Source organism: Amycolatopsis sp. WQ 127309 (genome assembly GCF_023023025.1).
Taxonomy (GTDB): Bacteria; Actinomycetota; Actinomycetes; order Mycobacteriales; family Pseudonocardiaceae; genus Amycolatopsis.
Genome location: NZ_CP095481.1, coordinates 8,562,673 through 8,584,731 on the forward strand (window position 1 = coordinate 8,562,673; position 22,059 = coordinate 8,584,731).

General features: G+C 71.9%; 23 protein-coding genes. 8 read left to right on the forward strand and 15 right to left on the reverse strand.

Translation table 11 applies throughout. The features are described 5' to 3' along the window. Positions 1-24: 24 nt before the first annotated feature. The 6 genes from MUY22_RS37665 to MUY22_RS37690 form a co-directional block, all read right to left on the reverse strand. Complete coding sequence (locus MUY22_RS37665) at positions 25-447, reverse strand: nitroreductase family deazaflavin-dependent oxidoreductase (protein ID WP_247064313.1); 423 nt, start codon at positions 445-447, stop codon at positions 25-27. Between the two features lie 46 nt (positions 448-493). Then, positions 494-1,471 (reverse strand): L-histidine N(alpha)-methyltransferase, encoded by a 978-nt coding sequence (gene egtD, locus MUY22_RS37670; protein ID WP_247051945.1) that lies wholly within the window; start codon positions 1,469-1,471, stop codon positions 494-496. After that, positions 1,468-2,244, reverse strand: a complete 777-nt coding sequence (gene egtC / locus MUY22_RS37675) for an ergothioneine biosynthesis protein EgtC (RefSeq protein ID WP_247051946.1) — start codon at positions 2,242-2,244, stop codon at positions 1,468-1,470. Before egtC ends, egtD begins: the two co-directional genes overlap by 4 nt. Before the next feature lie 5 nt (positions 2,245-2,249). Continuing rightward, the gene (egtB, locus tag MUY22_RS37680) at positions 2,250-3,584 is read right to left on the reverse strand and encodes an ergothioneine biosynthesis protein EgtB (RefSeq protein ID WP_247051947.1); all 1,335 of its coding nucleotides are present in this window, start codon (positions 3,582-3,584) and stop codon (positions 2,250-2,252) included. Continuing rightward, positions 3,581-4,849 carry a glutamate-cysteine ligase family protein gene (locus MUY22_RS37685; protein WP_247051948.1) on the reverse strand — a complete coding sequence of 423 codons (1,269 nt, stop codon included), beginning with the start codon at positions 4,847-4,849 and terminating at the stop codon, positions 3,581-3,583. The genes egtB and MUY22_RS37685 overlap by 4 nt, the downstream gene beginning before the upstream one ends. Positions 4,850-4,969: 120 nt before the next feature. After that, entirely contained in the window at positions 4,970-5,896 is a 927-nt protein-coding gene (locus tag MUY22_RS37690) for a LysR family transcriptional regulator (protein ID WP_247051949.1), read from the reverse strand. 118 nt (positions 5,897-6,014) lie between these two features. Here MUY22_RS37690 and MUY22_RS37695 point away from each other — a divergent pair, with 118 nt between their 5' ends. Beyond that, the gene (locus MUY22_RS37695; protein WP_247051950.1) at positions 6,015-7,214 is read left to right on the forward strand and encodes a Glu/Leu/Phe/Val dehydrogenase dimerization domain-containing protein; all 1,200 of its coding nucleotides are present in this window, start codon (positions 6,015-6,017) and stop codon (positions 7,212-7,214) included. Between the two features lie 46 nt (positions 7,215-7,260). Here MUY22_RS37695 and pip read toward each other — a convergent pair whose 3' ends face one another. From pip to MUY22_RS37720, 5 genes are all read right to left on the reverse strand, one after another. Further along, positions 7,261-8,208: a prolyl aminopeptidase gene (pip, locus tag MUY22_RS37700; protein ID WP_247051951.1), complete on the reverse strand. Its 948-nt coding sequence runs from the start codon at positions 8,206-8,208 to the stop codon at positions 7,261-7,263. Between the two features lie 78 nt (positions 8,209-8,286). After that, positions 8,287-9,015, reverse strand: coding sequence for an ESX secretion-associated protein EspG (locus tag MUY22_RS37705; RefSeq protein WP_247064315.1), 729 nt, complete (start codon positions 9,013-9,015; stop codon positions 8,287-8,289). A gap of 27 nt (positions 9,016-9,042) precedes the next feature. Then, positions 9,043-10,437, reverse strand: coding sequence for a WXG100 family type VII secretion target (locus MUY22_RS37710; protein WP_247051952.1), 1,395 nt, complete (start codon positions 10,435-10,437; stop codon positions 9,043-9,045). A gap of 3 nt (positions 10,438-10,440) precedes the next feature. Beyond that, positions 10,441-11,097: a DUF3558 domain-containing protein gene (locus MUY22_RS37715; protein WP_247051953.1), complete on the reverse strand. Its 657-nt coding sequence runs from the start codon at positions 11,095-11,097 to the stop codon at positions 10,441-10,443. After that, positions 11,094-11,498 carry a hypothetical protein gene (locus MUY22_RS37720; RefSeq protein ID WP_247051954.1) on the reverse strand — a complete coding sequence of 135 codons (405 nt, stop codon included), beginning with the start codon at positions 11,496-11,498 and terminating at the stop codon, positions 11,094-11,096. The genes MUY22_RS37715 and MUY22_RS37720 overlap by 4 nt, the downstream gene beginning before the upstream one ends. Positions 11,499-11,684: 186 nt before the next feature. Here MUY22_RS37720 and MUY22_RS37725 point away from each other — a divergent pair, with 186 nt between their 5' ends. From MUY22_RS37725 to MUY22_RS49660, 6 genes are all read left to right on the forward strand, one after another. Then, positions 11,685-12,269: a TetR/AcrR family transcriptional regulator gene (locus tag MUY22_RS37725; RefSeq protein ID WP_247051955.1), complete on the forward strand. Its 585-nt coding sequence runs from the start codon at positions 11,685-11,687 to the stop codon at positions 12,267-12,269. 23 nt (positions 12,270-12,292) lie between these two features. Then, positions 12,293-12,859 (forward strand): TIGR03086 family metal-binding protein, encoded by a 567-nt coding sequence (locus MUY22_RS37730; RefSeq protein ID WP_247051956.1) that lies wholly within the window; start codon positions 12,293-12,295, stop codon positions 12,857-12,859. A gap of 198 nt (positions 12,860-13,057) precedes the next feature. After that, complete coding sequence (locus MUY22_RS37735) at positions 13,058-14,413, forward strand: hemolysin family protein (protein ID WP_247051957.1); 1,356 nt, start codon at positions 13,058-13,060, stop codon at positions 14,411-14,413. Continuing rightward, positions 14,410-15,453: a hemolysin family protein gene (locus tag MUY22_RS37740; protein WP_247051958.1), complete on the forward strand. Its 1,044-nt coding sequence runs from the start codon at positions 14,410-14,412 to the stop codon at positions 15,451-15,453. Before MUY22_RS37735 ends, MUY22_RS37740 begins: the two co-directional genes overlap by 4 nt. Further along, positions 15,450-16,346, forward strand: coding sequence for a 3-methyladenine DNA glycosylase (locus MUY22_RS37745; protein ID WP_247051959.1), 897 nt, complete (start codon positions 15,450-15,452; stop codon positions 16,344-16,346). Before MUY22_RS37740 ends, MUY22_RS37745 begins: the two co-directional genes overlap by 4 nt. An 873-nt stretch (positions 16,347-17,219) precedes the next feature. Continuing rightward, positions 17,220-18,269, forward strand: coding sequence for a substrate-binding domain-containing protein (locus MUY22_RS49660; protein ID WP_305879332.1), 1,050 nt, complete (start codon positions 17,220-17,222; stop codon positions 18,267-18,269). A 3-nt stretch (positions 18,270-18,272) separates the two neighbouring features. On the opposite strand, the gene MUY22_RS37760 is transcribed toward MUY22_RS49660, so the two are convergent. The 3 genes from MUY22_RS37760 to MUY22_RS37770 are packed head-to-tail and all read right to left on the reverse strand — an operon-like array spanning position 18,273 to position 20,231. Next, complete coding sequence (locus MUY22_RS37760; protein ID WP_247051960.1) at positions 18,273-19,061, reverse strand: aldo/keto reductase; 789 nt, start codon at positions 19,059-19,061, stop codon at positions 18,273-18,275. 42 nt (positions 19,062-19,103) lie between these two features. Beyond that, complete coding sequence (locus MUY22_RS37765) at positions 19,104-19,913, reverse strand: helix-turn-helix domain-containing protein (protein ID WP_247051961.1); 810 nt, start codon at positions 19,911-19,913, stop codon at positions 19,104-19,106. A 36-nt stretch (positions 19,914-19,949) separates the two neighbouring features. Beyond that, positions 19,950-20,231, reverse strand: a complete 282-nt coding sequence (locus MUY22_RS37770; protein ID WP_247051962.1) for a hypothetical protein — start codon at positions 20,229-20,231, stop codon at positions 19,950-19,952. Positions 20,232-20,392: 161 nt separating this feature from the next. Between MUY22_RS37770 and MUY22_RS37775 the strand changes: the two genes are divergently transcribed. Then, positions 20,393-20,752, forward strand: a complete 360-nt coding sequence (locus tag MUY22_RS37775) for a nuclear transport factor 2 family protein (protein ID WP_247051963.1) — start codon at positions 20,393-20,395, stop codon at positions 20,750-20,752. A gap of 52 nt (positions 20,753-20,804) precedes the next feature. On the opposite strand, the gene MUY22_RS37780 is transcribed toward MUY22_RS37775, so the two are convergent. Next, positions 20,805-21,959 carry an NAD-dependent epimerase/dehydratase family protein gene (locus MUY22_RS37780; protein WP_247051964.1) on the reverse strand — a complete coding sequence of 385 codons (1,155 nt, stop codon included), beginning with the start codon at positions 21,957-21,959 and terminating at the stop codon, positions 20,805-20,807. Positions 21,960-22,059 lie beyond the last annotated feature (100 nt).

The following is a 22,059-nucleotide window of genomic DNA, read 5'->3' on the forward strand; positions in this document are numbered from 1 at the left end:
ACCGTCCAAAAGGATGGTGCGAATCTATCGAGCCACCCGATTGAGGACGAAAACGGGCAACGGCCGCGCGGCCTCCTCCTGCTCCATCGCGTACCCCGGCCAGAACTCGAGCAGCTCACGCCACATTTGCGCGTACTCCGCGCCGGCCAGCTCGCGCGCGACGACCGCGACCGGCCGCCCGGCGAGGGCGACCTCGGCCTTCGGGTCGGCCCGCAGGTTGAGCGTCCAGGCCGGGTCGTGCGGACGGCCCCAGTTGGACCCGGTGAGCACGAGGTCGTCGCCGTGCGGGAAGTAGAGCAGGTTCGTGCTGCGGGGCAGCCCGCTCTTGCGGCCGGTCGTCGTCAGGCGCAGGGACGGCAGCCCGGCGAGCGCCACGAGGCTCACCCGGCCGCCGAACACCCGGTGCAGTTTCTTGTCCGCCCAGACGACGAAGCCGGCCGAGCGCATCAGCCACGGCTTCGTGCCCAGGGCCCGGGCCAGCGCCCGGAGAGGATTAGCCACGCACAGATCTTGCCAGGCTCACCCCGAACCGCTGCTGGGAGTCGGTCCACCACTGGTCAAGGGCGAACCCGGCGGCGGCCAGCTCGGCCTCGACGCCGCCGGGGCGGAACTTGGCCGAGATCTCCGTGCGGATGTGCTCCCCGGCCGCGAACCGGACGGTGAGGTCGGCGCCCGGTATCTCGACGGTCAGTTCGCGGCGGGCGCGCAGCCGCATCTCGACCCACTCGTGCTCGGCGTCCCAGTGCGAGACGTGCTCGAACTCGTCGAGGTCGAAGTTCGCGCCCAGCCGGGCGTTGAGCACCCGCAGCACGTTCATGTCGAACTCGGCGGTGACGCCCGCGGCGTCGTCGTAGGCCCGCTCCAGCGTCTCGGCGTCCTTCACCAGGTCCGTGCCGAGCAGCAGCCACTCCCCCTCGTCGAGGACGTCCCGCACCGACCGGAGGAACGTCGCGCGCTCGGCGGGCAGGAAGTTGCCGATCGTGCCGCCGAGGAAGGCGACCACCCGCGGCCCGTCACCGGGGAGCAGATCGAGGTGCTGGGTGAAGTCGCCGACGACCCCCCGCACCTCCAGGCCTGGGTAGTCCGCGGAGATCGACCGGGCGGCGTCGGCGAGCGCCGATTCGGAGACGTCGAGCGGGACGAACGCCGCCAGCGTGCCGTGCCGGGTGAGGGCGTCGAGCAGCAGCCGGGTCTTCTCGCTCGACCCGGACCCGAGCTCGACGAGGGTGTGCGCGCCGGTCAGCTCCGCGACGTCGCCGGCGTGCGCGGCCAGCACCTCACGCTCGCTGCGGGTCGGGTAGTACTCCGGCAGCTGGGTGATCTTCTCGAACAGCTCGCTGCCCTCGGCGTCGTAGAACCACTTGGGCGGCAGCCACTTCTGCTCGGCGGTGAGCCCGGCGACGACGTCGGCGCGCAGTTCCTCGGTGACGGCGTCACCGGAGCGGTGGTGGTCGAGATCGGGTTCGATCATCGGATGATGCCCTCCTGGGTCAAGGGAAGCAGGTCGACGCCGGCGGCGGTGGCGCGCACGGCGTGGTGGTCCGGGACGGGCGTCCAGCGCGGATCGCCGTCGACGGGTTCGGACGCCAGCAGCACGCCCGCCGGGGTCTCCAGCAGGGACAGCGAGTGCGTCCAGGTGGTGCCGATCAGCGTTTCGCCGTCGGTGAGCAGGAAGTTGAGCCGGGAGCCGGGCGCGGCGGCCTCGACGGCGCTGGTCAGCCAGGCCACCGCCGCCAGCGGGTCTTCCCCGGCCGCGAGCCGGGCCCGCAGCAGGACCCAGAGCACGACCGAGTCCGTCGGCGCCTCCAGTGTCAGCAGTTCGGTGACCGGCAGGGTCTTGGCCAGTTCGGCCAGCGAGTCGGGGAAGCCGCGGACGACGCCGTTGTGGCTGAACAGCCACCGGCCCGTGGTGAACGGCGCCGCGGCCGCCTCGGTCACCGGCATGCCGGTGGTGCCGTTGCGGGCCGCGGCGACGAAGGCGTGGGTGGTGACCGCCGCGGCCAGCGGCGGCAGCGCCTCGTCCGTCCACAGTGGAGTCGAGCGGCGGTGCCGCAGGGGCAAAGCGCCGTCGGCGCCGTGGCCGGGGCCGAGGTACCAGCCCAGCCCGAAGCCGTCGGCGTTCACGGTGCCGCCGCCCCGCATGTCCGCCGGCGCGTAGGCCTGCACCAGCAGCGAATGCGGCGCGCGAAAAACCGCCTCGGCGGGCGAAACGGGCGCGCCGAGGTAAGCGAGATGCCTGCACATGGCGCCTAACCCTCGCCCGGGCCCGCGTCGCGGGCGGTGCGGAAGCCGGCGAAGATCTGCCGCCGGATCGGGTAGTCCCAGTTGCGGAACGTGCCCCGGATCGCCGCGGCGTCGGTGCCGAACGAGCCGCCGCGCAGCACCTTGTACTCCGGCCCGAAGAACACCTCCGAGTACTCCTGGTACGGGAACGCGGCGAAGCCCGGGTAGCCGTGCAGGTCGGTGCTCGTCCACTCCCAGACGTCACCGATCAGCTGATGCACGCCGGTGGGCGACGCGCCCGCCGGGTACGCGCCCGCGGGTGCCGGACGAAGGTGCCGCTGGCCCAGGTTGGCGTGCTCGGCGCCCGGTTCCTCGTCACCCCACGGGAAACGGCGCGACCGGCCGCTCGCCGGGTCGAACCGCGCGGCCTTCTCCCACTCGGCCTCGGTCGGCAGCCGCCGCCCGGCCCACGCCGCGTACGCCTCGGCCTCGAAGAACGAGACGTGCACGACCGGTTCGGCGGCCGTGATCCGCTCGTAGACCCCGAACCGGGTGCGCCACCAGCCGTCCTGCTCCCGCTTCCAGAACCGCGGCGCGGTGATGCCGTTTTCGGTGCGGTAGGCCCAGCCCGCCGGGCTCCACCAGCGCTCGTCGTCGTAGCCGCCGCTGTCCAGGAACCCGGCGTAGGCCCCGGAAGTCACCGGCGTGGTGTCCATCCAGTACGCGTCGACGGCGATCTCGTGCGCCGGGCGCTCGTTGTCCAGCGCCCACGGCTCGGCCGACGTGCCCATCGTGAACGCGCCGCCGGGCACCAGGACCTCGGCCGGCAGGGTGCCCGACCGCGCGGGCGGCGGCTCGGGCGCGTGCAGCACCGGGTCGCCCTGGCGCAGCTGGTGGGTGGCCAGCATGGTCTCGTCGTGCTGCTGCTCGTGCTGGGTCACCATGCCGAACGCGAAGGCCTGTTCGGTGAGCCGGCGGCCGCCCAGCGGCACCCGCTCCAGCACGTCGAACGCCTTCGCGCGCACTTCGCGGACGTAGCTGCGGGCCTCGGCCGGGCTGAGCAGCGGCAGCGCCGGCCGGTCGGCGCGGGCGTGCTGGAAGGCGTCGTAGATGTCGTCGATGTCCGGGCGCAGCGGCTCCCGGCCGCCGACGTCGCGGACCAGCCACAGCTCCTCCTGGCTGCCGATGTGCGCCAGGTCCCAGACCAGCGGCGACATCAGCTTGGAGTGCTGGCGGATCAGGTCCTCGTCGTCGACCGCGTCGGTCAGCGCGTCGCTGCGCGCCCGGGCGCGGGTCAGTGCCTCGGCCGCGCGGGCACGCAGCTCCTCCGCGCCGAGGTCCTTCGACTCCGTGGTGGTCATGCTTCGCTCCTCGATCGGTACGCGCGCCCCTGCACGCTCTCGCAGATCTCGGTTACGGATTCCGCTGTCAGCCCGGTGTGGCCCAGCTCGGCGCAGCCGAGGTCGGCCAGCGCGGCCGCGACGGCCGCCAGGTCCGGGTCGGCCAGGCCGCGGCACGCGGCCGTGGCCCACCGGTCCGCCACCCGCTCGCACAGGTCGCGGACCCTGTCCACTGTGGACGGCCGGGCGAGCAGCGCGGTGACCAGCGCGGCCGGCGCCAGCCACTCGTCCGGCGGTTGCGCGTCGAGGTACCGGATCTCCAGGTACCCCTGCGGGCGGACGGGGGTGAACATCGTCGTGAGGTGGTAGTCGAGATCCGCCTCGGTGGGCTTCGGCAGCAGCGCCGCCGGGCCCCGGCCCTCGATCCAGCCGGCGAAGGTCAGCCCCTCCGGCGCGTCCCACGGGCGGTCTTCCCGGGGCAGCGCCATCAGCGGGGTGTCCATCATGCGCGCGCCCCACGCCGCCCCCGGGTCCCCCGCGACGCGCGCCGTGCGCGTGCGGATGGCCTCGGTGTCGTGCACCGCGAGCCAGCGGGCGGACGCGAACCCCGTGTCACGCCCGGCGTGGACGCGGGAGTTGGCGAACAGGGCGAGCAACGGCGGGCCCATGGCGTGCGCGGCCGCCCAGCGGGCCGCGTGGTGCTCGGCCTCCCCGGCGTCGACGCAGACCTGCAGGCCGGCGGTGCTGCACATCATCGTGAGGCCACCGGGCCCGATCGGCGCGAACCGGCGTTCCATCGCCGCGTAGCGCGGCGTGTCCAGCAGCCGGCGCGGCGCGCGGTGCGCGTCGATGCCGGATTCACCGAACCGGAGGCCGTGGGAGGCGAGAAGTTCACCCAGGTGGCGGAGATCGGCCGAGACGACTGCGTCGAGGTCGCGCAGCGTGGCCTGGGGATGAGCGGAGATTTCGACCTGGCCCCCGGGCTCGAGGCTCACTGGTGAACCTGCCGGGAGCGGCGTGGCGGGGCTGTCGGGGCGCAGTGTCCGCGGGGTGTGCGGGCCCAGTGCCGTGGCGAGGAGATCGGGATCAAGCGGTCTGGCCGGGTCGTCGGCGTGGTGCACGGTGAACTCCAGCTCGACGCCGGTCAGGCGCGGCGGGCCGTGCTTGAAGCACACCGATGCCACGTACGCCTCCCCGGCCGCGCGGTCCGCCAGGACCCGCGCGGTGCGGTTCGACGCACTACCCGACTTCTCGGGGAATTCGTGCACCGTAGACGCTTCTGTCATGTCAATCCTGTCCCGTGTGGTGGAACTTTCTCGACATCGGACGCTACACGCGGGGTACGACAAAAACAGGGTTGATCCTGCCCTTCAGGACAGGGTCACCACTCCGTAAGAAGTCCCGGATCAGGGCAAAGCGGATTCCGTGCCCAGCCCCAGTTCGGCGGCCGAGGCCCGGACGGCGTCGATCACCAGGTGCAACGCCGGACGGCGGAACGCGGTGCGCCGGTAGGCGATCGACACCGTTCGGAGCAACGGCGTCGTGAGCGTCACGACGTCGATCCCGGGCGGGCGCAGCAGGCGCAGGCCGAGGTCGGAGACGAGGGTGATGCCCAGCCCGGCGCCGACCATGGCCATCGCCGTGGACTGCTCCTCGACCTCGTGGTTGATCTTCGGGGCGAACCCGTGGCGCCGGCACGCCGTGCGCATCGCCCGGCCGAAGTGCGACTTCGGGCTGGCCAGGATCCAGGGGTGCTCGGCGAGGTCGTCCAGCGACGCCGAGCCCGCGGGCACCGCGCCGCGCGGCACCGCCGCGTGGAGGCGTTCGACGGCCACGACGGCCCGCTCCAGGCCCGCGTCCCAGGGCATCGGCGCGTCGGAGTAGTCGATGACGAAGGACAGGTCGAGCACGCCGTCGCGGACCGCCTCGGCGGTGTCCTCGGGCGCCAGCTCCCGGGTCCGGACCTCGATGCCCGGGTGCGAACCGGCCAGCGTCGTCAGCGCGGTCGGGAGCAGGCCGGAGGCCACCGAGGCCCACACCCCGGCCGTCAGCCGGACGGTCCGGGCGTCCTGCGCCTCCTCCAGGGCGAGCGTGGCCCGCTCCACCGAGCCGAGGATCTCCTCGGCGTGCTCGGTGAGCAGTTTGCCCAGTTCGGTGAGCTGGACCCGCCGGCCCAGCCGTTCGAACAGCTTGGCCCCGACGTCCCGTTCCAGCTGCGCGAGCTGCTGCGACACCGCCGAAGCGGTGTAGTGCAGGGCCGCCGCGGCAGCCGTCACGGTGCCCCGGCGGTGCAGCTCGCGGAGCATCTTCAGCCGATGCAACGAAAGCTCCATGCACCAAACCTAAACGAGATCGTGCAGTAGCGTTAAATGGACGCGAAGGCCACCCGGGGCGCAGGCTCGTGGTGGCGGTCACGAGGCCGCCCCAACTTCCCCGGAGGTGAGTGGCCTGATGATCCCCCGCAACGCCGAGCCGCTGATGCGACTGTCGTGGACCGACCCCCTCACCGGCGCGAACGGCTACCTGGTCGTGCACAGCCTGGTCTCCGGCGTCGCCACCGGCGGCACCCGGATGCGGGCCGGCTGCACCATGGGCGAGGTCGAGGACCTCGCCCGGGGCATGGCCAACAAGACCGCGACTTTCAACCTGCCGGTCGGCGGCGCGAAGGGCGGCATCGACTTCGACCCGAAGGACCCGCGCGCCTTCGGCGTCCTGACGCGCTTCTGCTCGTTCCTCCGGCCCTGGCTGGACGCCCACTGGGTGACCGCGGAAGACCTCGGCGTCCCGCAGCACCTGATCGACGCGGTGTTCGCCGACCTCGGGCTGGAGCAGTCGTTCCACGCCGCGATCGGCCGGTCGGCCGATCCGGAGCGCACCCTGCGGCGGGTGCAGGCCGGCCTGAACGCCCCGGTGCCCGGCGGGCTGCTGCTCGGCGACGTCGTCGGCGGCTACGGCGTGGCGCAGGCGTGCCTCGGCGTCGCGTCGGCGTGGGACTGGGACGTGCGCGAGACGACCGTCGCGATCCAGGGCATCGGCACCATGGGCGGCGGCGCGGCCTGGTACCTGCACGAAGCGGGCATGAAGGTCGTCGCGGTCGCCGACGCCGCGGGCACGCTCTACGCACCCGACGGCCTCGACATCCCGGCGCTGCTCGACCTGCGCGACCGCTTCGGCGAGGTGGACCGCAAGCGGCTGCCCGCCGGGATCAAGCTGCTCCCCCGCGACGCCGTCGTCTCGACCGATTCGGACATCTTCGTGCCGGCGGCGATCTCCTACGCGCTGCGACCGGACAACGAGAACCTGGTCAAGGCCAAGGTCGTCATCGAGGCGGCCAACGCGGCGACGACGCCGGAGGCCGAAGCGGCGCTCTCGGCGCGCGGGGTGGCCGTCGTGCCGGACTTCGTGGCCAACGCCGGTGCCGCGGCGTGGGCGTGGTGGCTGCTGCTGGGCGAGGTCGGCGCGGACCCGGCCGACTCGTTCCTGCGGCTGCGCACCGAGATGCAGTCCAAGGTGGCGCTCCTGCTGGCCGAGTGGACCATGGACCGGCTGCCGCTGCGCGTCACCGGGCTGAAGCTGGTGGAGGCCAACCGGGCCGCGCGCGCCGAAGCGGCGCTCACCCCCGAGGGCGAGCCGGCGCTGCTCATCCCGTGAGCCGGGGTCCGCGCGGCGCCCTTCTCGGTGGCGCCGCGCGGGCACCTCAGCCCGCGAACCGGTCGGTCGCGCCGACCAGGACGTCCTGCATCGTCTCGGCCGACGTGGTGTGCCCGACGTTGTCGAGCATGACCAGCTCGCTGGCCGGCCAGCCGTGGTGCAGCAGCCACGGCGTGCCGGTGATGTTGCTCGTGTCGAGCACACCCTGGGCGAGCACGGCCGGGACGGCCGCGAGCTTGCCGAGTTGGTTCAGGATCTCGCCGTCCGGCAGGAACGCCCGGTTGCTGAAGTAGTGCGTGACGATCCGGGCGAAGCACAGCCGGTACGCCGGGTCCGCGAAGACGTCGTGCGGTGGGACGCCCGGCAGCATCGCGTCTTCCCAGGCACACCAGTCGGCGGCCGCCTGGTGGTGGACCGCGGGGTCCGGGTCCAGCAGCAGGCGGTTGTAGGCCGCGGAGAGGTCGCCGTCGCGGTCGGCTTCCGGGACGCCGTCACGGAACTTCGCGAAGCCCTCCGGGAAGTAGGCGCCGAGGCCGCGGATGAGCATCTCGATCTCGAGGAAGCGGTCCGTCGCGAGGCCCATCAGGACCAGCTCGCTCACCCGGCCGGTGTGGCGCAGCGCGTAGGTCAGGCTCAGGACCGAGCCCCAGGAACCGCCGAACAGCAGCCACTTCCCGATGCCGAGCCGGGTGCGGAGCAGCTCGAAGTCCGCGACCAGGTGGTCGGTGGTGTTGGCGGAGAGGTCGGCGACCGCGGCCCCGGCGTGCGGGGTGCTGCGGCCGCAGCCGCGCTGGTCGACGAGCACGACCCGGTACTTCGCCGGGTCGAAGTACTGGCGCAGGTTCGTCGAACAGCCCGAGCCCGGCCCGCCGTGCACGACCAGCGCCGGCTTGCCGTCGGGGTTCCCGCAGGTCTCCCAGTAGATCTCGTGCCCGTCGCCGACGTCGAGCAGGCCGTGCTCGTACGGTTCGATCTCGGGGTACAGCCCAGCCATCAGCGCGTCCTTCCACCGGAATACAACAGCGCTGTCACATTAGCGGCGGAGACGGCTCGCACGCTCGGGGTTTTCGGCTCAGTTCAGGGAGCCGGCCAGCTCGGTGAGGGTGTCCGCCAGCTCGCGGGGGCCGGCGGGGCCGATGTGGATGACCTCGTCGTCACCGGCGCCGGAGGTGTAGCTGAGGTAGCGGCCCCAGTCCGTGTCGGCGTAGTGCAACGGCTGCCGCAGGCAGGTGTGGCGGCCGACGTCGTCACGGCGTCCGACGTAGAGCTCACCACTGCCGGTGACCGGCCGCTGGACCAGGCTGACAACGTCGGCGATCGCCGGGGACAGCGGGTAGGCGTCCTGACCGCGGCGGGCGGCGTCGGCCAGGTCCGCAACCCGGACGGTGCGCGGGTTGCCGCCGCCGGGCCCGACCGGCGGCAGCTGCTCGACGAGCGACTCGGCGAGCCGGTTCCGGTCGATCTCCTGGACGCCGACGTGCGCGCCGTCGGAGACCGCGAGAATCGCTTGCAGCCCCTTCGCGGCGGCGAGCACGCCGTAGGTCTGGCCGCCGGCGCCGACCCAGCCGTAGCACTCCCGCGCCGGCGTCACCAGCAGCGGCAGCCAGTCGAGGAAGTCGAACGAAGCCCGCCCGCGCGCGTCGACCAGCCCGGCCTCCGCGAGCGCGGCGTCGATCCGGTGGTCGGCCTCGTCACGCTCCTCGTCCGAGAGCCACAGGGGCTCCGGACGCAGGGTGATGTGCAACTGACCGACCTGCTCACGCTCGGCCAGTGCGGCCAGCGCCTCGACCGGAACGTCCACCCGGCCTGTTGCCACGTCCACCTCGTTCTACTCGCCGATGACCGGCGGGCTGGTCCGCTGGTCGGTGCCGAAGATCGCGTCCGGGTCCGCTTCGATCAGGAAGTCCGGCCGCTGGTGCTCATCATCTTCCTCACCTTCGCCGCGCCGCCCACCGGCACCCATCGGCCCCATCTGCCCGGACCGCCCGCCGGCCGACCGAGCCGCGGCCGCCTCCGCGGCGGCCGCGTTGCCGAGACTGCCCATGCCGGAGCCCCGCCCGCTGCCGAGCCCGCGCTCCCCCGCCGCGCCGGAACCACTGCCGGTGCCTCCGCTGCCGCTGCCGGTCCCGCCGCTGCCGGTGCCGGAGCCGCCGATCGGGCGGCCGCTGGAGTCGAGGAGCCGTCCGCCCGCGGAACCGCTGCTGGGACCGCGCCCGCCAGGACCGGTTCCCGTGCCGGAGCCGCCGGGTTCACCGAAGGTGGTGGAGTAGTTCTGACCACCGCCGCCCCCACCGGTACCGGTCGGGTAGAAGTCGACCCCACCCGTCCCGGGCGGCGTCTTGCCGGGCCGGTCGCCGGTCTGCTGTCCGGTGGGCAGCCGGCCGGGCAGGTTGGTGCCGGGGGTGCCCGTCGTGCCGGTGCCGGTCGTGTGGGTGGTGTCGGTCCCACCGGTACCCCCGGTCCCGCCCGTGCCACCGGTTCCCCCAGTGCCGCCGGTGCCTCCGGTCCCGCCCGTACCACCAGTCCCACCTGTGCCGCCGGTCCCGCCAGGGCCACCGGAGTGCGTGGTGTCGACACTGGTGGTCGAGGTGTGGTCGTCACTCTCACCGGGATGATCCGGCGTCCAGTTGTGCCCATCGATGATCGGCGGCTTGATCCGCCCGGGCGTCTGCGGCGTGTTCACGGCGATCGTGGCACCGTCGGACTCGAGCACGCCGTAGTCCGTCGGAAGAACGGCTTTGGTGCCACTGGTGGCACTGCTGTACTGGTCCATCACACGGACGTTGGTCTCGTTGGCGGCGTTGTACTTCGCGATGCCGGTTTGGTAGTCGTTGACTTCGTCCTGAGCCATGAACGGCCCGGCGATCGGAATGGCGGCCTTGAGCCCCACGGACCACGGACTGGGCTTGTCCGGCTTGGGCGGAATCTCGACGACGGCGTTGTTCGAGTTTTCGAACACGTCCGCCTGCGTGTCGACCGAGGCCCTGGTCATGTCGAGCGGCATCGCGGTCTCGGCGAAGGCCTGCTCGAGCGGTCCGGCTCCGGCGTTGGCGGCGTCGGCGGCGCTCCCGGTCCACGCCTGCTTCATCCGCTCCTGCAGCGACTTGATGCCCTGCGCGCGGTCCATGTAGGCCGAAGAGAGCTTCTCCACCGACTCGGACATCTGCCGGAGTCCTTCGGTGTCCCCCTGTTTGAAGTTGTCGTAGATCTGCTTGCCGTCCACTCGTCAAGCCCCCTTGAGTGTTTTGACCGTTCCGGCCGCGACGCGTTGCGCTGCGTCGCAAGAATCCTGTTGTCCCTCGTAGCCTTCCGCGAAAACGGAGACCGCCAGGTCGTCTGCTATTCCGACCGCCATGGTGCAGTTTCCGGCCGCCCTGCGGTCGCGGGTGTCGAAGTACAGCGCGGGGTAACCGTCGACTTCCGGGGCCGGTTCGAGGAACTTGATCAAAGCTCCGGAACGGTCGTGGGCAGCCTGGATGCCGGCCAATCCGCCGGCCCCCTGGTCGCGGTTGCCCGTCCCGAGGATGACCAGCACGCTGAGTCCGTCGCCCCTGATCTTCCACCCACAGCTGGGGCCTGACTGCCCTTCGGGAGTGGCATCGCCCGGCCGCGGCTCGCCCGGTTCCGTATACCGCAGCTGCGTCAGGACGTCGGCCGGGACGAGGCCGCACGGGTTGCCCACGTACTTGGTCGCGTCCAGCGGAGTGGTGACTTTCGGGGCGTCCGCGGTCGGGCTCTGCTCCCCGGACGACGCCGGAGAGGACGACGTGTCCGCGGGGTTGGCGGTGCCACCGGTTGTCGACGTGCAAGCCGAAGCGAACGCGCACAAGCACAGGGCGACCACGCCGAGGACACTCACTTCGGCGAACTTCGGCAGCCTCACGTCGCCTGCCCGAACGTTCCGGACATGCCCTGGTCCGTCGCGACGGTCTTCGTCTGCGCTTCCTTCAGCTTCTTGATGTACCCCTGCACGTACTTGCGCATGGAATCGTTCTGCGTCTGCAGCGAGGTGACCGACTCGAAGGTGGTCGTCTCGTAGCTGCCGCTGGCGGGGTCCTGGCCGGGCGCCACCGAGGCGTTCACCAGCGTGTCGATCGTGCGACCGTCGTCGATGATCTTGTCCAGCTCGTCTTCCCAGAGGCTGATCACCGAGGCGAGCTCTTCCGGTTCCATCTTGAACTGACCGCCACCGCCGCCCCCACCGCCGTAGACGCGACCGCCCTCGCCCAGGATGTCGCCACCCCAGACCGCCTGCGCCGCCTGTCCGGCTTCGCCGATGATCACGCCCCGCACCTTCCCCTCAGCTCACCCACCGTGATGGTGCAAAGACTAGCCAACCGTCTCATTCCGTGTCAGCGAATCGCCGCAACCTTCCGACGTCGGGAGCCTTCGGGTGGTTCCCGGGCACTCCGGGTCACAAGACGTACGTACGGATTGCGAGATCCCGGTCCGCGGTGCCAGGATTCGAGGATGCCACGCGTAAGCCAGGATCACCTCGACGCAAGACGGCGCCAGATCCTCGACGGCTCGCGGGTGTGCTTCGCGCGCTACGGCTACGAAGGTGCCACAGTCCGACGGCTCGAGGAAGCCACCGGACTGTCCCGCGGCGCCATCTTCCACCACTTCCGCGACAAGGAGTCGCTCTTCCTCGCCCTCGCCGAGGACGACGCCATCCGGATGGCCGACGTCGTCGCCGAGCAGGGGCTCGTCCAGGTCATGCGTGACCTGCTGGCCGGCGACGGCGAGCACCCCGCCGACTGGCTCGGCACCCGCCTGGAAGTGTCCCGGCGGCTGCGCACCGACCCGGAGTTCCGTGCCCGCTGGGCCGAGCGCTCCGAACAGCTCACCACCGCGACCCGGCTGCGGCTGCTGCGCCAGCGCGAGGCCGGGAACCTGCGTGACGACGTCGACGTCGACGTCCTCACCGCCTTCCTCGAGCTCGTCCTCGAAGGACTCGTCTCGCACCTGGCGATGGGCCTGCCCGGCGCCGGGCTCGGCCCGGTGCTCGACCTCGTCGAGGAGACGGTGCGGCGGCACCGGCCCGGCACCACCTGAGCAGCCGTGTTCCAATGGCCCGCGTGGATCTCCTCGAGGCACACGGCCAGGCCATTCGGGCGTTCGGCGACGCCGTGCACGCCGCCGGCGACGACGCCTGGGGCCGCCGGACGCCGTGCACCGCGTGGACGGTCCGCGACCTCGTGAACCACCTCGTCGCCGAGCAGCTCTGGGCGCCGTCGCTGCTCGCGGGCGCCACGCTCGACGACGTCGGCGACCGCTTCGACGGCGACGTCCTCGGCGAAGACCCGGCCGGTGCCTGGGACGCGGCCGCCGACGGCGCGCGGGAGGCCTTCCTCGACGACGGCGTCCTCGAACGCACCGTCCACCTGTCCTACGGCCTGGTCCCCGCTCGCGAGTACGGCTGGCAGATGACGATCGACGCCGCCGTGCACAGCTGGGACCTCGCCACTGCGCTGGGCCTGCCCAGCCCGGTCACCGAGCCGCTGGCCGAGCGGCTGATCGACGTCGTGCGCCCGTGGGTGGACGAGTGGCAGGGGCTCGGCCTGTTCGACCCGCCCGTCGCGGTCCGCCGCAGCGCCGGCTCCACCGCCCGGCTCGTCGGTCTGCTGGGGCGCCGGCCGAGGTGAGCGCGCCGACACACCGATATGCCCGCGCCGCGCGGCAAGGACACGTTAAGATTGTCCAGATAATCGCAGTACACGCCGATTTCCCGCTAGGAGTGACCGTTTCGTGCGCGCAGCGCAGTCACCCGGTGACAGTACCGGGCCGGGTGACCGACCCGGCTGTCCGATAGGTTCGCCCACCGCCACCTCGGCGGGTGCGGAATGATGCAGATCCTCTTCGCCGTCCTCGGCGTCCTCGTCTTCGTCCTGCTGACGGTCGGCACCGGACTCGCCGTCGCGGCCGAGTTCTCCCTGACCGCGCTGGAGCGCAGCACGGTCGACGCCAACGTCCGCCAGGTCGGCGACCGCCGCGCGCTGACCGTGCAGAAGGCCCACCGGACGCTGTCGTTCCAGCTGTCCGGCGCCCAGGTCGCGATCACCCTGACCACGCTCATCACCGGTTACCTGGCCGAGCCGCTGATCGGCGAGCTCGTCCGGCCGCTGCTGACCGGCGTCGGGCTGCCCACGGCGTTCGCCGCGGGCGCGTCGATCGTGCTCGCCCTGGTCATCGCCACCTCGCTGTCGATGATCCTCGGCGAGATGGTGCCGAAGAACCTGGCGATCGCCCGGCCGCTGCCGACCGCCCGCGCGGTCACCGGCTACCACTCGCGCTTCTCCGCGCTGTTCCGCTGGCTCATCACGCTGATGAACAACAGCGCGAACTTCCTGGTGCGCAAGTTCGGCGTCGAGCCGCAGGAGGAACTGCGGTCCGCGCGGTCACCCCAGGAGCTGGGCTCGATCGTGCGGTCGAGCGCCGAGAGCGGCACGCTCGACACGTCGACCGCGGAGCTGCTGGACCGGTCGCTGCGGTTCGGCGAGCGCACCGCGGAGGAGCTGATGACCCCGCGCGTGCAGCTGGAGGCGCTCACCGTGGACGACACCATCGAGGACCTCATCGCCATCTCCAGCCGCACCGGGTTCTCGCGGTTCCCGGTGCACGCCGAGGACCTCGACGACGTCCGCGGCGCGGTGCACGTGAAGCAGGCCTTCGCCGTGCCCGCCGCCGAGCGCAAGAAGGTGCCGATCGGCTCGGTCATGCGGCCGGTGCCGACCGTGCCGGAGTCCCTGCCGGGTGACGACCTGCTCGACCGCCTGCGCGACTCGCGGTTCCAGCTGGCGATCGTCGTCGACGAGTACGGCGGCACGGCCGGGCTCGTGACGCTGGAAGACGTCGTCGAGGAGATCATCGGCGACGTCCGCGACGAGCACGACGACCGCGAAGCCCCCGCGTCGCAGCAGGTCGGCACCGACAGCTGGCTGGTGTCCGGGCAGCTGCGGCCGGACGAGGTCACCGACGTCACCGGGTTCCGGATGCCGGACGGCGACTACGAGACCATCGCCGGGCTGATCCTCGAACGGCTGGGCAAGATTCCCGCCGAAGGGGACGCCGCCGAGGTCGACGGCTGGCGGCTCACCGTGACCACGATGGACCGGCACCGCGTCGCCGAGGTCGAAGTGGCCCCGGTCCGCGAAGCCGAGCCGGCCGAAGAGGCCTCCGAAAGCGAGGTGGCCTCGTGAGCGACTGGCTGAACATCGCCCTCGTGGTGTTCCTGCTGCTGCTCAACGCCTTCTTCGTGGGCGCGGAGTTCACGCTCATCTCCTCGCGGCGTGACCGGCTCGAAGCGCTGCTGGAGCAGGGCAAGACGCGCGCGAAGATCGTGATCAACGCGAGCAAGCACGTGTCGCTGATGCTGGCCGGCGCGCAGCTGGGCATCACCATCTGCTCGCTGCTGCTCGGCCGGCTCGGCGAACCCGCTGTCGCGCACCGGCTCTCGGCGTTCTTCGACCTGCTGGGCCTGCCCGAAGGCCTGCTGCACCCGATCTCGTTCGCGATCGCGCTGGCCTTCATCACGGTGCTGCACGTGCTGATCGGCGAGATGGTGCCGAAGAACCTCGCCATCGCCGAACCGGAGAAGCTCGCGTTGTGGCTGGTGCCGGTGCACGTCGGCTGGGTCAAGATCGCGAACCCGTTCATCTGGCTGCTGAACTTCGTGGCGAACTCGCTGCTGCGCGCGGTGAAGGTCGAGCCGAAGGACGAGCTGGAGACGGCCTACACCTCCGACGAGCTGGCCGAGCTGCTCAGCGAGTCGCGCCGGGAGGGCCTGATCGACCAGTCCGAGCACCGGCGGCTCACCCAGACGCTGTCCTCGGTGCAGAAGACGGTGTCCGACGTGCTGGTGCCGACGGCCGACCTGACGACCCTGCCGTGCGCGCCGACCCTCGGTGACGTCGAGCGGGTGGTGTCCTCGACCGGCTTCTCGCGCTTCCCGGTGTGCACCGACGACGGGCGGCTGACGGGCTACATCCACGTCAAGGACGTCCTGGACCTGGCCGGCGAAGACCCGGCGACGATGGTGCCGGCGTCGAAGACGCGGCCGCTGACCGAGCTGCGGGCCGACGCCCGGCTGGACGTCGCGCTCTCGGCGATGCGCAAGGAGGGCAGCCACCTGGCGCGGGCGCTCGACACCACCGGCAACGCGGTGGGCGTCGTCGCGCTCGAAGACCTCGTCGAGGAGTACGTGGGCACCGTGCGCGACGGCACCCACGTGGGCGCATGACCGCGGTCGACGTGCTCGCCGAACCGGACTGGCTGGCCCGGGAGGCGGCGCACGCCGACCGGGTGCGCCGGTGGACGGTCCCGCACCAGGACCGCAAGTCCCGGGGCGAGAAGCACCCGGTGCTGGACTTCCTGTTCACCTACTACTCGCACCGGCCGGGCCACCTCGAACGCTGGCAGCCGGGCCCCGGCGTCGCGCTCGCCGGGCCCGCGGCGCGGCGCTTCCTCGACCGGAAGGGCTACGTCGAGACGAGCGACGGCGTCGTACTCGACCCGGCCGGGTTCACCGAGCGCAAGGCGCAGACGGCCGAGTTCGTGCTCGGCCTGCTCAGCGCGACGGCGTCGCGCGCGCCCCGGCTGAGCTGCTTCGGGCTGCACGAGTGGGCGATGGTCTACCGCGAGCCGGCGGATTCCGTGCGCCACGACCAGGTCCCGCTGCGGCTCGGGTCGACGGGCACCGACGCGGTCGTCGAGTCGCTGGACATCCGCTGCGGGCACTTCGACGCGTTCCGGTTCTTCACCCCGCCGGCGCGGCCCCGCAACGAGCTGGAGCCGACGCGGGCGACGCAGGTCACCCTCGAGCAGCCGGGCTGCCTGCACGCGAACATGGACTTGTTCAAATGGGCGTACAAGCTCGACCCGTACGTGCCCGCGGAGCTCGTCGCCGACTGTTTCGAGCTCGCGGCCGAGATCCGGGAGCTGGACATGCGGGCGAGCCCGTACGACCTCGCGGCTCTCGGCTACCCGCCCGTGCGGATCGAGACCGCCGAGGGGCGGGCCGAGTACGCTCGCGCGCAGGCCGGGTTCGCCCGCCGCTCGGCACCCTTGCGTGCTCGCCTGATCGCGCACTGCCATAGCCTGGTCAGCCCAGCCGGGCGGCCTCCGCGAGCGTGACACAACTGTGAGTTAGATTATTCCCGGCCCGTTGCTCACCTGTTAGGGTGATAACGGTTTGATTGCATAGCAGCGCGTGCTTGACGTGCTCTTTAGGCCGAAAGGATGACGATGGGGCGACACGCCCGGCCCGACGAGCCGGTGCCACACCCGCTGGACCGCGCCGGGGCGAAGCGTCCCCCCGCCGAGGGTCCGGGTGCCGTCCCGCAGCGTCCGAACCAGGCCGAGCCCCCCACGTCCCGACGGACCGGCCGCGGCGGGTCGGCCGGTACCGGCCGACGCGGCACGAGCGCTCCTCGAGCTGCCGGCCCCACCGAGACCACCACCGTCATCCCGGCCACCGGCGCCACCCCGGCCCCTTCCCCGGCCTCCGGCCAGAGCGAGGATTCCGGGTGGTTCCGCAAGCCGACCGAGGATTCCGGGGCGTTCCGGACCGCCGGGCGGACCGAGGCCCCCGGAGCCCCGCGCGCCCCCCGCCGCGGCGAGAACACCGGCACCTTCCGCAGTGAGACCCCCGAGCCGCCGCGTCCCCCCGGCCGCGGCGAGGATTCGGGCCGGTTCCGCGCTGCCGGCCGCCGTGGCAAGAACAACGCCCCCGCTCCCGATGGAACGGAAGCACCAGAGGCTCCCGGCGTCGCCCGCCGAGGCGAAGATTCAGGCATGTTTCGCGCCGCCCGCCGCGGCAGGAACGCCGACACCTTCCCGGACAACGACGAAACGAATGCGCCTGGGACTCCCGGCGCCACCCGTCGCGGCGAGGATTCGGGCCGGTTCCGCGCCGCCGGCCGCCGCGGCAAGAACAACGCCCCCGCTCCCGATGGAACGGAAGCACCCGAGACTCCCGGTGCCACGCGCCGAGGCGAAGACTCCGGCATGTTCCGCGCCGCCACTCGCGGTGGCAAGAACAGCGGCACCTTCCCGGCCCCCGACGGAACGGAAACGCCCGAGATCCACGGCGGCACCCGCCGAGGCGAAGACTCCGGCATGTTCCGCGCCGCCACCCGCCGCGGCCAGAACTCGGCCCCCGAAGCCGCGACGCCCGACCCCGTTGGCGACAGCCGCCACGGCGAGGACTCCGGGACCTTTCGCGCGGCCCGTCGCGGTGAGAACACCGGGACCTTCCGCGCCGCCCGCCGTGGAGAGAACACCGGTTCCTTCCGCGCCGCCGGCCGGTCCGAGACCACCGGCACCTCCCGCGTCCCCGGCCGGAGCGAGAGCACCGGGCCGCACCGGAGTGACGACACCGGCTCCCACCGGACCGCCGCCCGGAGCGAGGACACCGGCGCCCAGCGGACCCTCGGCAAGGTCGCCGAGGCGACCGGCTCGCACCGCATCGTCGGCAAGAAGGCCCCGCGTCGCAAGATCGCGGGCTGGCCGATCGCCTGTCTCGTGCTCGCCGCCCTCATCGGGCTCGGCATCGTCGGCTGGAACTGGGCCGACAGCGAGCTCAACAGCCGCGCCGAGGCCCAGGCCGCCAGCTGCTCCAGCGGCACGTCGCACATGCGCGTGATCGTCACCCCGAGCGTGCAGAAGCCGCTGGCCGCCGCGGCCGACCGCTGGAACCAGGCCGCCACCGTCGTCCACGGCCAGTGCGTGAACGTGACGATCGAGGCCAAGCCGTCGGCGCAGGTGCTCGACGCGCTGGTCGGCCGGGCCAACCTGGACTCGATCGGCGGGCTGCCCACCGCGTGGCTGCCCGAGTCGACGTACTGGATCAGCGAGCTGACCACCAAGAAGCCCGAGATGATCGGCTCGCCCGCCCAGTCGGTCGCCACCGCGCGGTCAGCGGACTACCCGTTCGTCGGGCTGACCGGGCCGGGCATCGACGACACCCTGCTGCGCGCGGCCCAGACGTTCCGCGAGTACCTCGAGCAGCCCGCCCAGCAGGCCGACTTCACCGCCGCCGGGATCAAGACCGCCTGAGCCTCAGGCCGGGCCGACGCGCGTGCCGTTGTCGAGCTCGGCCAGCACGGCCACGTCGTCGTCGGCCAGCTCGAAGTCGAACACCCCGAAGTGCTCCCGGGTCCGGGTCGTGGTGGCCGAAGCCGCCACGGCGACGGTGCCGCCCTGCAGGTGCCACCGCAGGACGATCTGGGCCGGGGTCTTGCCGTACTTCGCCGCCAGCGCGGTGACCGTCTCGTCGGACAGCAGCGCGCTGTTCGCGGCCGGGCTCGACGCGCCGGTCAGGATGCCGTGCGCGGCGTGGAACTCCCGCAGCGGCAGCTGCTGCAGCCACGGGTGCAGCTCGACCAGGTTGACCGCGGGGACGGTGCCGGTGGCGTCGATCAACCGGCGCAGCTCGGCCGCGCTGAACCCCGCCACGCCGATCGCGCGGGCCCGGCCGTCGGCGCGCACCCGCGTCAGCGCGCGCCAGGTGTCGGTGAACGCGCCGTTCGTGCCGGCCACCAGGATCAGGTCGACGCGGTCGGCCTGCAGGCCAGCGAGCACCTGGTCGGCCGCGCGGCGGGCGGCGTCGTACCCCTGCACGGGCACCTTGACGCTGACGAACACGTCCTCGCGCGGCACGTCCGACGCGGCGAGGACCGCGCCCACGGCCTCCTCGGTGCCCGGTGCGGTGTCGATGCCGCGGTGGCCGGTGTCGAGGGCGATGCGGACGGCGCGGCCGGTCTCGGAGGCGCTCAGGCCGGTGACGCCGAACAGCAGCTGGGGGATGCGGACTCCGTCGGACAGGGCTAGCGAAGGCGGAACGGCCATCAACCGGTGATCCTCACTTCGGGTGCTGCGCGGGGATCTCCATCATCCCACCCGGGCCGACCGCTCGCGCAGGTACGCGGCCGTCGCCGGGTCGGCCGGGAAGAACGACTCGATCACCAGCTCCGCCACGGTGACGTCCAGCGGGGTGCCGAACGTGGCGACCGTGCTGAAGAACGTCAGGTCGGTGCCCTCGTGGCGGAAGATCAGCGGCACGAAGATGTCACCCGGTCCGGGGACCTCCACCTCGGGCACCGGCTGGTCGCAGGGGTAGCCCAGCAGCTCGGCGAGCAGGTCGGCGAGGCCGGTGTCCGCGGTTTGGCCGACCTGGCGCCGCAGCCGGCCGAGCAGGTGTGCGCGCCACTCCCCCAGGTTCCGGATGTGCGGCGCCATGCCCTGCGGGTGCAGGGTCGCGCGCAGCACGTTGGCCGTCAGCTCGGGTGCCAGCCCGGCGACGAACAGGCCGGTGGCGGCGTTGGCGTCGACGAGGTTCCAGTTCCGGTCCACGACGGCGGCCGGGTACGGCTCGTGCCCGGTGAGCAGCTGCCGCACGGCTTGGCGGACGGCGGTCATCTCGGGATCCCCCAGCGCGCTCTCGGTGTAGGCGGGCGCGAACCCGGCGGCGAGCAGCAGCCGGTTGCGGTCCCGCAGCGGCACGTCGAGGTGCTCCCCGAGCCGCAGCACCATGTCCCGGCTCGGCCGCGACCGCCCGGTCTCCACGAAGCTGAGGTGGCGGGTGGAGATGTCGGCGGAGATCGCCAGGTCGAGCTGGCTGATCCGCCGCCGGTCGCGCCATTCCCGCAGAAGCTCACCCACCGGCCGCTGCCGCGCGGCCGCCTGCACCGAAGTCGTCACGGAAGCGACGCTACGACGATCACCGGGGCGCTGCCATTACTTCGGGGGTAATGGCTCGATGTGCGCTCCGGGCGGACACCACCCTTCGAGCCGGTCCATGAGGTCGCGGATGGCGTCGTCGGCCGGGACATCGGTTCCTTCCGGCACGCCGGCGAGGACGATGTCCAGGGCGGAATCGCAGGCCGACAGCAGTGCTGCCTGCGTGACACCGGCCGCGTAGCCGGCGACGGCGACCGCTTCGAGCGCGGCCGACGGCTCGTCGGCGCGGGCCGCGACGACGATGTCCGCGACCAGCTCCGGCTCTTCTTCGGTTGGCACGTGTCGAGTGTGCCGAGCGCCGACGTGGATGCGCCAGCGGATTTCGTGGCCGTCGCGGCATTACCTCGCGCGTAATCGACGCGCCGCCGCCCGGGGCGCCACAGTGGATCTCAGCGACGGACGACGACAACCCGTTGTCCCCCAACGAAAGGGAGGATCCCATGACCGACGTGCGGACCATTGTGGAGCAGTACATCGCCGTGTGGAACGAGACCGACTCCGGCAAGCGGCGGGCCCTCATCGCCGACGTCTTCACCGAGGGCGCCGGCTACACCGACCCGCTCGGCGCCGTCCGGGGGCACGACGGGATCGACCGGTTCGTGGCCGGGGCGCAGGCGCAGTTCGGCGGGCTCACCTTCAGCCTGCCCGCCGAGCCCGACGCCCACCACGACCTCGCGCGGTTCCAGTGGTACCTCGGCACCCCCGGCGCCGAGCCGGTCGCGATCGGGTTCGACGTCGTGGAACTCGAAGACGGCAAGATCACCGCCGTCCACGGCTTCCTCGACAAGCTGCCCGGCTGAACGCGCGCAAAAGGCGGGCTCCCCCGCGAGGAGGAGCCCGCCCCGGCACGGCTCAGCTCTTGAGCGCGCCCCGCCAGCGGACGGTCGGGCGCAGCTTGTCCATGTTCACGCGGTGCTTGTTCGCCCCGACGATGTCGAACATCGACTCGATGAGCGTGTCCGACAGCAGGTGCGGCTCCAGGCCGAGGCCGACCAGGCCGGTGTGCTTCACGTTGTAGTAGTGCTCCGGGGCCTCGGTCCGCGGGTTCTCCAGCTGCTCGATCTGCACCGGGCCGGGGAAGCGCTCGGCGACCAGGTCGGCGATGGCGGCGACCGACATGCTCTCGGTCATCTGGTTGAAGACGCGGAACTCGCCCGCCTCGGCCGGGTTCTCCACGGCGAGCCGGATGCACTCCACGGTGTCGCGGATGTCGATCAGGCCGCGGGTCTGGGCGCCCTTGCCGTACACCGTCAGCGGCTGCCCCAGCACCGCCTGGATGACGAACCGGTTGAGCACCGTGCCGAACACGGCGTCGTAGTCGAAGCGGGTGGCCAGGCGCGGGTCCAGCGCGGTCTGCGGGGTCCGCTGGCCGTACACGACGCCCTGGTTGAGGTCCGTGGCCCGCAGCCCCCAGGCGCGGCACGTGAACTCGATGTTGTGCGAGTCGTGGACCTTCGTCAGGTGGTAGAACGAACCGGGCCGTTTCGGGAACAGCACGCGGTCCTTGCGGCCGTTGTGCTCGAGGTCGAGCCAGCCTTCTTCGATGTCGACGTTCGGCGTGCCGTATTCACCCATCGTGCCCAGTTTGACCAAGTGGATCGAGGGGTCGATTTCGGCGATCGCGTACAGCAGGTTCAGGTTGCCGACCACATTGTTGTGCTGCGTGTACACCGCGTGTTCGCGGTCGATCATCGAATAGGGCGCGGACCGCTGCTCGGCGTAGTGGACGACGGCGTCGGGCGCGAAGTCGCGGACGGCGTCGAAGAGGAAGTCCGCGTCGAGCAGGTCACCTTCGTAGCTGGTGATGCGCCGTCCGGACACCTCCTCCCACGCGGCGATCCGGTCCGGGAGCGTCTCGATCGGGACCAGGCTTTCGACACCGAGCTCGACGTCGTAGCCACGGCGGGCCATATTGTCGAGAACGGCCACCTCGTGGCCTTTGTCCGATAAGTGCAACGCGGTGGGCCAGCCCAGATAACCGTCACCGCCGAGAACCAGCACTCGCATTGTGCCGCCTTTCCTGCTCGTTTACGCGGCAAGCGTGCTGATTCCACTCAGTAGCAGAGGCTTGCAAGAACCCGACGTTATCTATCACGTGCTGATGAGC

Coding starts and splice junctions, on each gene's coding strand:
- MUY22_RS37695 (WP_247051950.1), top strand. CDS start 6,015: ATGATCCCCCGCAACGCCGAGCCGCTGATGCGACTGTCGTGGACCGAC.
- egtB (WP_247051947.1), bottom strand. CDS start 3,584: ATGACCACCACGGAGTCGAAGGACCTCGGCGCGGAGGAGCTGCGTGCC.
- MUY22_RS37725 (WP_247051955.1), top strand. CDS start 11,685: ATGCCACGCGTAAGCCAGGATCACCTCGACGCAAGACGGCGCCAGATC.
- MUY22_RS37760 (WP_247051960.1), bottom strand. CDS start 19,061: ATGGCCGTTCCGCCTTCGCTAGCCCTGTCCGACGGAGTCCGCATCCCC.
- MUY22_RS49660 (WP_305879332.1), top strand. CDS start 17,220: ATGTTCCGCGCCGCCACTCGCGGTGGCAAGAACAGCGGCACCTTCCCG.
- MUY22_RS37685 (WP_247051948.1), bottom strand. CDS start 4,849: ATGACAGAAGCGTCTACGGTGCACGAATTCCCCGAGAAGTCGGGTAGT.
- MUY22_RS37665 (WP_247064313.1), bottom strand. CDS start 447: ATGCGCTCGGCCGGCTTCGTCGTCTGGGCGGACAAGAAACTGCACCGG.
- pip (WP_247051951.1), bottom strand. CDS start 8,208: ATGGCTGGGCTGTACCCCGAGATCGAACCGTACGAGCACGGCCTGCTC.
- egtC (WP_247051946.1), bottom strand. CDS start 2,244: ATGTGCAGGCATCTCGCTTACCTCGGCGCGCCCGTTTCGCCCGCCGAG.
- MUY22_RS37745 (WP_247051959.1), top strand. CDS start 15,450: ATGACCGCGGTCGACGTGCTCGCCGAACCGGACTGGCTGGCCCGGGAG.
- egtD (WP_247051945.1), bottom strand. CDS start 1,471: ATGATCGAACCCGATCTCGACCACCACCGCTCCGGTGACGCCGTCACC.
- MUY22_RS37735 (WP_247051957.1), top strand. CDS start 13,058: ATGATGCAGATCCTCTTCGCCGTCCTCGGCGTCCTCGTCTTCGTCCTG.
- MUY22_RS37690 (WP_247051949.1), bottom strand. CDS start 5,896: ATGGAGCTTTCGTTGCATCGGCTGAAGATGCTCCGCGAGCTGCACCGC.
- MUY22_RS37775 (WP_247051963.1), top strand. CDS start 20,393: ATGACCGACGTGCGGACCATTGTGGAGCAGTACATCGCCGTGTGGAAC.
- MUY22_RS37780 (WP_247051964.1), bottom strand. CDS start 21,959: ATGCGAGTGCTGGTTCTCGGCGGTGACGGTTATCTGGGCTGGCCCACC.